This is a genomic window from Amycolatopsis sp. NPDC104587, from assembly GCF_055583645.1.
This window is the reverse complement of sequence record NZ_JBVJNO010000004.1, coordinates 235655-246637: the sequence shown is the minus strand read 5'-3', so window position 1 is coordinate 246637 and position 10983 is coordinate 235655. Positions and strand designations below refer to the sequence as shown.

Genomic DNA, 10983 nt, shown 5'->3' with positions numbered 1-10983 from the left:
ATGCGGATGTTCCAGCGCACGGCGGCCGCCGCGCTCGCCCTCACCACGGCGGCGGCGCTCGCGGCCGGCTGCACGATCGGCAAGGACGAGACCGGGGCCCAGGTGGGGGCGGGCTCCATCAAGAAGATCGACGCGCTGGCCGGCGCGCAGATCCGGGTCAGCTCCAAGGAGTTCGACGAGCAGCTGCTGCTCGGCCAGATCGCGCTCGTCGCGCTGCAGGCGGCCGGGGCGAGCCCGCAGGACAAGACGAACATCACCGGGTCGAGCAACGTCCGCCAAGCGCTCACCAGCGGCGCGGTCGACCTGTACTGGGAGTACACCGGCACCGCGTGGATCAGCTACCTCAACCAGACCAAGCCGATCGCCGACCCGCAGGCGCAGTACGACGCCGTCAAGCAGGCCGACGCGGCCCACGGTGTCACCTGGTGGGCCCGCTCACCGGCGAACGACACCTACGCCATCGCCGGCAACGCCGAGGCGATCGCCCGCACCGGCGTCAAGACGATCTCCGACTACGCGGCGCTGGCGAAGCGGGACCCGGCGGCGGCCTCGACGTGCATCGGCCCGGAGTTCAAGAGCCGCGACGACGGGTTCCCCGGGGTCGAGAAGACCTACGGGTTCACCCTCCCCGAAGCGCAGGTGCACGTCCTCAACGACGCCGTGGTTTATCCGAGCATCGGCAAGGGGGACACCTGCGCTTTCGGGTCGGTGGCCTCCACCGACGGGCGCGTGGCCGGGCAGAAGCTGACCGTCCTCGACGACGACAAGCACTTCTTCCCGACCTACAACCCGGCCATCTCGATCGCCGGCGCCGTCGCGCAGAAGTACCCGCAGCTGGAGCAGGTCTTCACGCCGATCGCCGCGAAGCTCGACACGGCGACGCTCACCGACCTCAACAAGAAGGTCAGCGTCGACGGCCAGAAGCCCGCCGCCGTGGCGCGGGACTGGCTCAAGTCGGCGGGTTTCGTCAGCTGATCAGGCGTGCCGGGTGGGCCGGTAGACGAGCTCCTGGACGTGGCCGTCGAGGGTCCGGCTCTCGAGCAGCTCGAGGTCGAAGTCGGCCGCGTCCCGGAAGATCGGGCCCTCTCCGGTCTGCCCGGTGATCACGGGGAAGAGCGTCACCTGGATGCGGTCCACCAGGCCGGCGGCCAGCAGCGCCCGGTTCAGCGACAAGCTGCCGTGGGAGCGCAGCGGGACGTCGGACTCCGCCTTCAGCCGGGCGACGACGTCGACGGCGTCCCCGCTCACGACGGTCGCGTCCGGCCAGTCCAGCGGTTCGCGCAGGGTGCTCGACACGACCGTCGCGGGCAGGCTCCGCATCCGCTCGACCCAGGGGTCGAGCCGGCCGGTGAACGCGCCCAGCAGCTCGACGTTCGTCCGGTGCGTGGCCGCCCCGAAGACCATGCGCTGGTCGTTCTCGTACAGCGACAGCCGGCGTTCGAGCAGCTCGGGGCCCTGCTTGCCCCAGTAACCGCCCCAGTCGCCGTGGTGGGAGCCGAAGCCGTCGAGGCTGGAGAAGACGTCGAAGGTGTAGGTCGCGGTCATGGTGTCCTCCTCGGGTGCGGGCCGGTCCGTAGCCGGCTCTCACGGTGGCTACGAACGGGCCCGCCCCGATTCGACATCAGCTCCGCGGAACCGCGACCAGACCGACGTTGACGGTGATCGTCCCGCCCGGCGCCACGGTGAAGGCGTCCGTCACGGCGGTGCGCTGCCAGCCGTTGTCGGGGATCTCGGTGAAGTCCGAGTCGGTGGCGTCGTCACCGACGTTCGGCGTGGTGAAGGTCCACTCGTCCGGCCAGACGCGGACCTCGGCGCGGTAGCGCTTCGCCGGGACCGGGAACGAGAACGTCCCGTCGGAGGTGTTCGCCCAGCCGTAGCTGTCTTCGTCGTCGAGCGCGCGGATCGTGATGCTGCCCGCGTTGACGGCCGGCTCGTCGTCCTGGCGGACGCCGTCGGCGTTGCGGTCGTTCCAGAAGAGGCCCTGGACCGTGCCCTTGCCGACGATCGTGATCGCCTGGTAGGCGTTGTTGTTCCCCGCCTGGCTTTCCTGCGAGGTGGTGGTCGCCCACGCCGTCGCGGACTGCGTGTCACCCGGGTCCACGCCGGTGACCCCCGCGGTGACGAAGACCGGGTAGGCCGTCGCGCCCGGGGCGAGGTCGCCGACGTGCGAGCAGCGGATGACCTGCCCCTCCAGGGTGCAGTCCCACTCGCTGCTCGTCGAGGTGCCGGTGATCTGCAGGCCGTTCGACAGCGCCATGCTGACCGTGACGTCGGACGCCGGCGCGTCGCCGGCGTTGCGGACTTCGGCCGACACCGAGGTCCAGCCGCCCGCCGGCAGGATGTGGCGCGGCGCGGACACGCTGAGCGCGACGTCGGCCTGCGGGGCGGGACCGGGGTCGGCCGAGGCGACCCCGGCCCCGGCGGTCAGGAGCCCGAGCGTGAGCGCGGCCGCGGTGAAAACCCGGCGGTGCGCCGATCTTTTCCGGATGGTCAAGGAAACCCCCTGTGCTCGGCGGCCCGGACTGCCCGGGCCGTCGAGGTGAACACGCGCGAAGGGGGCGGAAGGTTGCGGCCGACGATCAACTCGCCGGGGCGCCGAGGCCGCCGATCAGGAGGTCGACGATCCGGCGGGCGAGGTCCTCGAGCTCGGCGGCGGTCTGGCCGCCGACCCGGTGGTACCACGTGTCCACGGCGTTGAGGTTGCTGAGCAGGGTCCGCGTCGTCAGGGACGGGTCGAGGGCGCGCAGCGAGCCGTCGGCGACGCCGTCGGCCACCACCCCGCGGAACAGCTGCTCGTAGTCGGCACGCAGCTTGTTCAGCTCTTGCAGCGTGTCGCGCTGGCGGGTCTTGAGCGCGACCGCGACCTGGCCGCGCACCGCCTGGTGCACCACGTGGTGGTAGGCCAGGTCGGTCATCAGGTTCACCAGGTGCGCCACCGCCATGGCCTCGAGCCGGTCGCGGCCGGTGCCGGGGCCGCGGGTGTGCAGCTCGACCCGGTCGCGGACGCGGCCCATCGCCTCTTCGTAGACGGCGAGGAAGATGTCGAACTTCGAGCGGAAGTGGTAGTACACCAGCCCTTTGGTCGCGCCCACCTCGCGGGCGATGTCGTCGATCGTGGCGTTGGCGAACCCGTGCGCCATGAACGCCTCCGCCGCGGCGTCGAGGATCCTGCGCCGCGCGTCCGGCTCGAGATCGGGGCTCGCGCTCACCTGTCCGTCCTCCTCCTCGCCGCCGCCCATCGTCGCACGGGCGACGTCCGGCGGTTGACACCGCCACGCGGTCGATTCTACCGTGATACTCCGTAGTATTGCAGGTCAGACGGCTTGGAAGTCCGGGAAGGCGTCCAATGACGAACGCAAAAGACCTCGTGCACGAACTCGCCACCAAGAAGGCCGTCACGCGGCTGCTGCCCGTGCTCGGCATCGCCTACTTCATGTCCTACGTCGACCGGACCAACGTGGCGCTCGCGAAGACCGCGCTGGCGGCCGATGTCGGGATCAGCGCCGCGGCCTACGGTCTCGGCGCCGGCCTGTTCTTCGTCAGCTACGCGCTGCTCGAAGTGCCGAGCAACCTCGTCCTCTACCGGGTCGGCGCCCGGCTGTGGATCACGCGCATCGCGGTGACCTGGGGCCTGGTCTCCGCCGCGATGATGTTCGTCTCGAACGACCTGTCCTTCTACGTCCTGAGGCTGCTGCTCGGCGCCGCGGAGGCGGGTCTGTTCCCGGCGATGATGTACATGGTCACGCAATGGTTTTCGCAGAAGCACCGCGTCACGATCGTCGGGCTGATCTACACCGCGCCGTGCGTCGCGGTGATCATCGGGTCGCCGCTCGGCGGGGCGCTGATGGAGCTGCACGGCGTCGGCGGGCTGCGCGGCTGGCAGTGGATGTTCCTGGTCGAAGGGCTGGTGACCGTCCTCGTCGGCGTGGTGGTCTGGTTCGCGCTGCCCAGCCGTCCGGAGGACGCGAAGTGGCTCACCGCCGAGGAAGCCGCCGCGCTGACCGCCGGCGCGTCCGGACAGGACGCCCCTTCGCCGACGCGGGTCCGCGGCAACCTCAGGCTCGCGTTCGGCCGCCCTACGGTGCTGCTGCTCGGCGCGATCTACCTGATCAACCAGTCGATCGGCGGCGGCATCGGCTTCAACTTCCCGGCCTACATCCAGTCACTGGGCCTCTCGAGCCCGTTCCTGATCGGGCTGGTGGCGGGCAGCGGCGGCATCTCGGCGCTGGCCGGGGTGCTGTTCTTTCCCTGGTTCAAGCGCCGGCACGGGCACGAGGTCGTGCTGATCGGGATCTGCGCGAGCGCCGTCCTGCTGGTGCTCGTCGGCTTCCTCGTCTCGCGGAACCCGGTGTGGAGCATCAGCCTGCTGTTCGTGTCGAACTTCTTCGCCTTCGGCACGCTGCCGCTGTTCTGGTCGGTCGCGATGTCCCGGCTGTCCGGCCTGATGGCGGCGGCCGGGCTGGCGTTCATCAACATGCTCGGCATCACCGGCGGGTTCATCGGCCCGTACGTCTACGGCCTCATCGAAAGCTCGGCCCACAGCCTGGTGGCGCCGTACTACGTGTTCGCCGCGGCGGCCGCGATCGCCGTCGCGCTGGTGCCCGCCCTGGCGATCGCGATCCGGCGTGACGCGGCGAAGAACCGCGTAGTGACGCCCGAGCCGGTCCGGTGAAGCTCGCACTGGTGGCGGCGCTCGTGGCGGGGCTGGTCGTGACCCCGGCACCGCTGCGGTACGTCGCGCTGGGCGACTCCTCGGCCGCCGGGCCGGGCATCCCCGCGCAGATCGACCCGGTGTGCCTGCGTTCGGACCACGACTGGCCGCACCTGCTGGCCGCGCGGCTCGGCGCCGAGCTCACCGACGTGACCTGCTCCGGGGCGACGACCGCCGACTTCACCGGCCGCCAAGCGGGGGTCCTCGCGCCGCAGTTCGACGCGCTGCGCCCGGACACCGGCCTGGTCACGGTCGCGATCGGCGCCAACGACATCCGGCTGAGCTCGGCGTTCGTGTCGTGCGCGAGCCCGGCCGAGCCGGTCCGGCCGTCGTGTCGCGAGCAGTACGGCGACGAGTTCACCCGGCGGATCGAGGCCACCGCGCCGAAGGTGGCGGCCGCGCTGGCGGAGATCCACCGCCGGTCACCCGCCGCCCGCGTGGTGGTGACGGGGTACCTGACGTACTGGCGCCCGGGCGGCTGCCACCCGGCGGACCCGTACACCCCGGCGGACGCGGCCTTCATCCAGTCGGCGCTCGACCGGCTGGCGGTGACGCTGGCGCGGGAAGCCGCGCGCCATCGTGCGTCCTATGTGGACATCAGGGTGCCCAGCGCCCGCCACGGCCTGTGCGCCGAACCGGCGACCCGCTGGCTGGAGGGCGCGACACCGGCGTCCCCGGCGTACCCGTACCACCCGAACGCGGCGGGCATGGCGGCGGTGGCCAGGATTCTCGCCACCGCCGTGCGGCCCGGCTGAGGCGGCGGACCCGGTGCCGGAAGATCCGGCAGAACTTTTTCCACGGCGATGTCGAACGGGGTCGCGGCCGTTCGTAGCCAAGGTGAGAGGCCGGCACCGGGCCGGCCGCCGTTGTTCGGAGGTCACGATGTCCGTCACCACCACCGCTCCCGCGAAACCCCTGGTCACCGGCGGTCTGACCGCGGCCGCCGTCGCCACCGTGGCGACTTCGGCCATCGCTGCCGCCGGGCGGTTCGCCGGGATTCCCGTCGAGGTCGGCGGGGCGCCGATCCCGGTTTCCGGGTTCGCCGTGCTGACCGCTGTCTTCTCCGTCGTGGGTCTGGTGCTGGCCCTCGTGCCGGCTCGCCTGGCCCGCCACCCGCGCCCGGTCTTCGTCCGGACGACGCTCGTGCTCACCGCGCTGTCCCTGGTTCCGGACGTGCTCGCGGACGCTTCCTCGGCCACGAAGGTGCTGCTGATGTTGACGCACCTCGCCGCCGCCGCGATCGTGATCCCGGCCGTCGCGCGCCGGCTGGCCGCCTGAACCGGGGAAGGGGCTCACCGTGAAGCAGTACCTGCTCGCCGTCCAGTTCGACGAAAGCGTTCCGGAAACCGAAGCGGAAACCCGGGCGCAGATGGCCCGGACCGGCCAGGTCACCGACGAGATGCGGGCGGCCGGCGCGTGGGTGTTCGTCGGGGGCCTGCTGCCCTCGCACGCCACCACCGTCATCCGCCCGGCCAACGGCGCGACCACGATGACCGACGGCCCGTTCGCCGAGACGAAGGAACAGCTCGCCGGGTTCTGGGTCATCCGGTGCGACGACCTCGACCAGGCGCTGGCCTGGGGTGAGAAGTGCGCGCTGGCCTGCGGGCGCCCGATCGAGGTGCGCCCGTTCGACGGCGCGTCCGGGGTCTGAGCGGATGGACCTGGACAGCGTCTACCGCGCGGAGTACGGCCGGTGCGTGGCCACGCTGACGCGCCTCCTCGGTGACATCGGGCTCGCCGAGGAGGCCGTGCAGGACGCCTTCGCGGTGGCCGTGCAGAAGTGGGCGGACGCGCTGCCGCCCAACCCCGGCGCGTGGATCGTGACCACCGCCCGCAACCGGGCGATCGACCGCCTGCGCCGGGAGTCCACCCGGGAAGCCCGGCACGCGCAGGCGTTGCTGCTGAACCAACCCGACGAGCCGGAGGAGGTGGGACCGGTGCGCGACGACCAGCTCCGCCTGATCTTCACCTGCTGCCACCCGGCGCTGTCGGCGCCGGCGCAGACCGCCCTGACCCTCCGCCTGCTCGGCGGGCTGGAGGTCCCCGAGATCGCCCGCGCCTACCTGGTCCCGGAGGCGACCATCTCGCAGCGGATCGTCCGCGCGAAGAAGAAGATCCGCGACGCCGGCATCCCGTACCGGGTGCCGGCCGCCGCGGAGCTGCCGGACCGGCTGAGCCCGGTGCTCACCGTGCTCTACCTCGTGTTCAACGAGGGCTACACCTCGACGTCGGGGGAGCTGGTGCGGACGGACCTGTGCCTCGAAGCCCTCCGGCTGGCGCGGGCGCTCGCCGACCTGATGCCCGACGAGCCCGAGGTGATCGGGCTCCTGGCCCTGCTCCTGCTCACCGAAGCCCGCCGGCCGGCGCGCGTCGGGCCGGCCGGTGAGCTGGTGGTGCTCACGGAGCAGGACCGGTCGTTGTGGAACCGGGAGCTGATCGCCGAAGGCCACGAGCTGGTGCGGCGGTGCCTGCGCCGCAACCAGCCCGGGCCCTACCAGCTGCAGGCCGCGATCAACGCCGTGCACACCGACGGCCCGGCGACCGACTGGACGCAGGTGCTGGCGCTCTACGACCAGCTGCTGCGGCAGACCCCGACCCCGATCGTGGCGCTCAACCGCGCGGTCGCCGTCGCCGAGGTGCACGGCCCGGCGGCGGCGCTGGCCATCGTCGACGAGCTCGACCTGCCGGGCTACCACCTGCTGCCCGCCACCCGCGCGGACCTGCTCACCCGGCTCGGCCGCACCGCGGCCGCCCTCGCCGCGTACGACGACGCGATCGGCCTGGCCGGCAACACCACCGAACGGACCTTCCTCGAGAAGCGGCGGGCGCGGCTGGCCGAGGGGGCCTGAGGCCTACCGGGACGTCCCGTACGCGCCGGCGTCGAGGTCCTCGATGAGTGTCGGGCCGGCCGGGGTCCAGCCGAGCAGCTCGCGCGTCCGGGCGCTGCTCGCGGCGCCGTTCATGCCGAAGAAGCGGCCGATCCAGCCGAAGTGGTCCACGACGTCGTCGACCGGGACGGACGCGACGGGCAGGTCGAACGCGCGGCCGATGGCCTCCGCGATCTCGCGGGTCGGCACGCCCTCCTCGGCGACGGCGTGCAGGCGGCTGCCGGCGGGGGCCTTCTCGAGGCCGAGGGTGACGAGCCGGGCGGCGTCGGCCACGTGCACGGCGGCCCAGCGGTTGGCGCCGTCCCCGGGGTAACCGGAGACGCCCTTCTCGCGGGCGACCGCGGCGAGCACGGCGACGAACCCGTGGTCGCCGGTGCCGTGGACGGTCGGGGAGAACCGCAGGCTGACCGGGTGCACCTCACGCTCGGCGAACTCGAGCGCGAGGTTCTCGCTGCCGCCGCGCGGGGCGTCCGGGCCGTGGAACGGGGACGCGTCGGCTTCGGTGGCCGGCCGGTCCTGGGCGAGCCCGGCGATGCCCGAGGCCAGCAGGAACGGCCGGCCCGTGCCCGCCAGCGCGTCGCCGATCGTCTGGACGGCGCCGCGCTCGGCCGCGTTCGAGACGGCCGGGTTCGCGAAGTCGTGCTTGTTCGCCAGGTGGATGACGGCGTCGGCGGCCGTGGCGCCGGCGCGGATCCCGTCGAGGTCGTCGAGGTCACCGCGGCGGACCTGGGCGCCCTTGGCCTCAACGGCCGCGGCGGAGGCGTCCGACCGGGCGAGCCCGGTGACCTCGTGGCCGGCCGCGAGCAGGTCGTCGACCACGGCGGAGCCGATCCAGCCGGAGGCTCCGGTGACAAAAACACGCATGACGTGCACTCCTCAGTGATGTCAGTGACTGATGTCGGTGACTGACATAGACCCTACGCTCTGAAGTCAGCCGCTGTCATCACCGGCTCGGAATCACTAGACTCGGCGGCATGGTGCGTTGGGAACCGGGAACCCCGGAGCGGCTGCAGCGGGCCGCGCTCGAGCTGTACGCCGACCGCGGCTTCGAGGAGACGACCGCCGCGGAGATTGCGCAGTCGGTCGGCCTCACCGAACGCACCTTCTTCCGCCACTTCAGCGACAAGCGCGAAGTCCTCTTCCACGGCCAGCAGGTGTTCGTCCAGGCGTTCCTCGACGGCGTCGACGCGGCCCCGGCGGACGCGCCACCGATCGAGGTCCTCGCCGCCGCACTGCGGTCGGCGGCGGTGCTGTTCCCGGACGAGCGCCGGCCGCATTCGCGGGTCCGCCAGTCCGTGATCGAGCGGAACCCGGCGTTGCAGGAACGCGAGCTGCACAAACTGGCCGGGCTCGCGACCTCGCTCGCCGAGGCCTTCCGCGCGCGGGGGATCGAGGAACCGGCGGCGACCTTGACCGCGCAGTCGGGCACCACGGTGTTCGGGATCGCGTTCACGCAGTGGATCCGCGATGGCGAGGAGCGTTCCTTGGCCGACATCCTCGCCGATGTCCTCGGCGAGCTGATCAGCCTGACCGCGGGTTAGCTCGCCCGCGGGGCGAGCCGCGGGTGGAGCTGGCTCCAGGCGAGCAGGGCGACCAACCCGGTCAGCCCGAAGACCGTGGGCAGCCCGACGCCGGCCGCCAGCGCGCCGGCCAAAGGAGACGCCGCGGTCTGGCCGATCCCGAGCCCGGCGAACGACCACGTGACCCCGCGGGCGGGCCGCGTCGGGAACACCCGCGCCGCCCAAAGGATGCACAGCCCGGTCAGTGCCATGTAGGTGATTCCGAAGAGGGCGCTGGAAAGCAGTGCCGCCGGAAGGCCGGGCAGGGCGAGCAAAGCGATGCCGATCGCCGCGAGCGTCCACGTCGTGAGGTTGACCGCGCGCAGCCCGAGCCGTTCCGCGGCGCGGCCCGCCACACCACCGAGAAGACCGGCGGCCCCGATGGTGAACCAGCACCAGGTCGCCGCCACCGGGCTCAGCCCGGCCTCGGTGAGCCGGGTGCTCGAGAACGTCCAATAAGGAGCGCTGGTCACTCCGATGATGACGGAGTTGAGCACCAGCGGCCCCACGCCGTGCGCGGAACCCGTGGCCGCTTCGGCGGGTTCCGCACGGGGCAGCGTCCGCCACGCGAGCAAGGTCATCGCCGCGCCGAGCACCGCGAACGTCACCCAGATCGCCGGCCAGCCGAAGGTCAGCAGGGGAGTGAACGCCGAAGCCGCGAGCCCGAGGCCGGTGCCGGTGTTCGCCCAGGTCTGCGCCCGAGCCCGTACCGCCACGCCGACCGTCTCGCCGATGAGCTGCGCGACCCCGGGAGACACGAGCCCCGCACTGGCGCCCGCGACGACGATCCCGGCCCCGAACAGCACGACGTCCGGCGTCAGCGCCATCACAGCGAGTCCCGTCGTGGCGGCCGCCCCGGCCAGGAGCACGGTGCCGCGCGGGGACCGTGCCGACGTCAGGGGAGCCAGCAGCAGGCCCAGGCCGTACCCGGCGGTGGACAGGCCGCCGAGCACCCCGACGGCGACCGTCGTGAGGCCGAACGTCTCGCTGAACCGCGGGACGAACAGCCCGTAGGCGTACCGCGCGAACCCGTAGCAGAGGGCGATCACGCCCGCGCCGAGCGCGGCGGTGGGCCACCACCGCGCCGTCCGTTCCGCTGTCCTGGTCGCCATGTCCTCCACTGAACAGACAGGTCTGTATGATGTCAACCAGATGCAGGATCATTGCAGGCGAGAGTGCAGACCGAACGGTTCGGAGGAAGCGTGGGCAAGACTCGTCCCGGCGACGCGGGAGCCAAGGTGCTCAAAGCCGCGTCGACGCTCTTCTACCGCGAAGGCATCCACGCCGTCGGGGTCGACACGGTGGCGGCCGAGGCGGGCGTCACGAAGGCGGCCCTCTACGGCAACTTCGGGTCGAAGAGCCGGCTGGTCGTCGCCTACCTGCGCGAGCGCGACCGGCGGTGGCAGGAGCAGATCGACACGATCACGGCCGAGCACGACGACCCGCACGAGCGGGTGCTGGCGGTGTTCGACGCCTACGAGGCCTGGCTCTCCCGCGACGGCTACCGCGGCTGCGCGTTCCTCAACGCCACTTCGGAGTTCCCCGATCCCGCGGACCCGGTCCGCGAAGTCGTCCGTCACCACAAAACCGCTTTGCACGGCTACCTGCGGGCCCAGCTCGAGCGGACCGGGTCCGACCTGGCGGACGAGCTGATGCTCCTGCTCGAAGGCGCGACCGTCCGGTCGGTGGTTTCCCAGGACGCACAACCGTTCCGCGTCGCGAAGCGGCTCGCGGAGACGCTGCTCGCCGGCCGCTGACACCGGGTGCCAGGCCGGTGCCAGCGCCGTGTGCGTCCGGTGCCAGCCGCCCGCGCCAGAGTCTGGAA

Annotated in this window: 13 protein-coding genes; 8 read left to right on the top strand and 5 right to left on the bottom strand. The window is 72.2% G+C overall.

What is annotated here, in order from left to right; genetic code table 11:
* Positions 1-975 (top strand): glycine betaine ABC transporter substrate-binding protein, encoded by a 975-nt coding sequence (locus ACZ61C_RS13065; protein ID WP_465306129.1) that lies wholly within the window; start codon positions 1-3, stop codon positions 973-975.
* On the opposite strand, the gene ACZ61C_RS13060 is transcribed toward ACZ61C_RS13065, so the two are convergent.
* From ACZ61C_RS13060 to ACZ61C_RS13050, 3 genes are all read right to left on the bottom strand, one after another.
* On the bottom strand, positions 976-1545 hold the full coding sequence (locus ACZ61C_RS13060) for a dihydrofolate reductase family protein (protein WP_465306127.1): 570 nt from the start codon (positions 1543-1545) through the stop codon (positions 976-978).
* Between the two features lie 76 nt (positions 1546-1621).
* Positions 1622-2494, bottom strand: a complete 873-nt coding sequence (locus ACZ61C_RS13055) for an SdrD B-like domain-containing protein (RefSeq protein WP_465306125.1) — start codon at positions 2492-2494, stop codon at positions 1622-1624.
* Between the two features lie 85 nt (positions 2495-2579).
* A complete protein-coding gene (locus tag ACZ61C_RS13050) occupies positions 2580-3209 on the bottom strand; it encodes a TetR family transcriptional regulator (protein WP_465306123.1) in 630 nt (209 codons plus the stop codon).
* A 137-nt stretch (positions 3210-3346) separates the two neighbouring features.
* On the opposite strand from ACZ61C_RS13050, the gene ACZ61C_RS13045 reads away from it, so the two are divergent.
* The 5 genes from ACZ61C_RS13045 to ACZ61C_RS13025 all read left to right on the top strand — a co-directional run bounded on the left by ACZ61C_RS13045 (position 3347) and on the right by ACZ61C_RS13025 (position 7560).
* Complete coding sequence (locus ACZ61C_RS13045) at positions 3347-4672, top strand: MFS transporter (protein ID WP_465306121.1); 1326 nt, start codon at positions 3347-3349, stop codon at positions 4670-4672.
* The gene (locus ACZ61C_RS13040; protein WP_465306119.1) at positions 4669-5466 is read left to right on the top strand and encodes an SGNH/GDSL hydrolase family protein; all 798 of its coding nucleotides are present in this window, start codon (positions 4669-4671) and stop codon (positions 5464-5466) included. The genes ACZ61C_RS13045 and ACZ61C_RS13040 overlap by 4 nt, the downstream gene beginning before the upstream one ends.
* Positions 5467-5593: 127 nt before the next feature.
* Positions 5594-5989, top strand: a complete 396-nt coding sequence (locus tag ACZ61C_RS13035; protein WP_465306117.1) for a DUF6069 family protein — start codon at positions 5594-5596, stop codon at positions 5987-5989.
* A 19-nt stretch (positions 5990-6008) separates the two neighbouring features.
* The gene (locus tag ACZ61C_RS13030) at positions 6009-6362 is read left to right on the top strand and encodes a YciI family protein (RefSeq protein ID WP_465306115.1); all 354 of its coding nucleotides are present in this window, start codon (positions 6009-6011) and stop codon (positions 6360-6362) included.
* Positions 6363-6366: 4 nt separating this feature from the next.
* The gene (locus tag ACZ61C_RS13025; protein ID WP_465306113.1) at positions 6367-7560 is read left to right on the top strand and encodes an RNA polymerase sigma factor; all 1194 of its coding nucleotides are present in this window, start codon (positions 6367-6369) and stop codon (positions 7558-7560) included.
* 3 nt (positions 7561-7563) lie between these two features.
* On the opposite strand, the gene ACZ61C_RS13020 is transcribed toward ACZ61C_RS13025, so the two are convergent.
* Positions 7564-8463 carry an SDR family oxidoreductase gene (locus ACZ61C_RS13020; protein ID WP_465306111.1) on the bottom strand — a complete coding sequence of 300 codons (900 nt, stop codon included), beginning with the start codon at positions 8461-8463 and terminating at the stop codon, positions 7564-7566.
* Positions 8464-8573: 110 nt separating this feature from the next.
* Between ACZ61C_RS13020 and ACZ61C_RS13015 the strand changes: the two genes are divergently transcribed.
* Positions 8574-9140 carry a TetR family transcriptional regulator gene (locus tag ACZ61C_RS13015; RefSeq protein ID WP_465306109.1) on the top strand — a complete coding sequence of 189 codons (567 nt, stop codon included), beginning with the start codon at positions 8574-8576 and terminating at the stop codon, positions 9138-9140.
* Here the strand turns inward: ACZ61C_RS13015 and ACZ61C_RS13010 are convergent.
* Complete coding sequence (locus ACZ61C_RS13010; RefSeq protein ID WP_465306107.1) at positions 9137-10270, bottom strand: MFS transporter; 1134 nt, start codon at positions 10268-10270, stop codon at positions 9137-9139. The two genes, ACZ61C_RS13015 and ACZ61C_RS13010, sit on opposite strands and share 4 nt — an antisense overlap.
* Before the next feature lie 90 nt (positions 10271-10360).
* Here ACZ61C_RS13010 and ACZ61C_RS13005 point away from each other — a divergent pair, with 90 nt between their 5' ends.
* Complete coding sequence (locus tag ACZ61C_RS13005; protein ID WP_465306105.1) at positions 10361-10915, top strand: TetR/AcrR family transcriptional regulator; 555 nt, start codon at positions 10361-10363, stop codon at positions 10913-10915.
* The last annotated feature ends 68 nt before the right edge of the window (positions 10916-10983 follow it).

Excerpts from the sequence above, each read along its gene's own strand:
- ACZ61C_RS13065 (WP_465306129.1), top strand. The coding sequence starts at position 1 with ATGCGGATGTTCCAGCGCACGGCGGCCGCCGCGCTCGCCCTCACCACG.
- ACZ61C_RS13060 (WP_465306127.1), bottom strand. The coding sequence starts at position 1,545 with ATGACCGCGACCTACACCTTCGACGTCTTCTCCAGCCTCGACGGCTTC.
- ACZ61C_RS13045 (WP_465306121.1), top strand. The coding sequence starts at position 3,347 with ATGACGAACGCAAAAGACCTCGTGCACGAACTCGCCACCAAGAAGGCC.
- ACZ61C_RS13035 (WP_465306117.1), top strand. The coding sequence starts at position 5,594 with ATGTCCGTCACCACCACCGCTCCCGCGAAACCCCTGGTCACCGGCGGT.
- ACZ61C_RS13025 (WP_465306113.1), top strand. The coding sequence starts at position 6,367 with ATGGACCTGGACAGCGTCTACCGCGCGGAGTACGGCCGGTGCGTGGCC.
- ACZ61C_RS13020 (WP_465306111.1), bottom strand. The coding sequence starts at position 8,463 with ATGCGTGTTTTTGTCACCGGAGCCTCCGGCTGGATCGGCTCCGCCGTG.
- ACZ61C_RS13015 (WP_465306109.1), top strand. The coding sequence starts at position 8,574 with ATGGTGCGTTGGGAACCGGGAACCCCGGAGCGGCTGCAGCGGGCCGCG.
- ACZ61C_RS13010 (WP_465306107.1), bottom strand. The coding sequence starts at position 10,270 with ATGGCGACCAGGACAGCGGAACGGACGGCGCGGTGGTGGCCCACCGCC.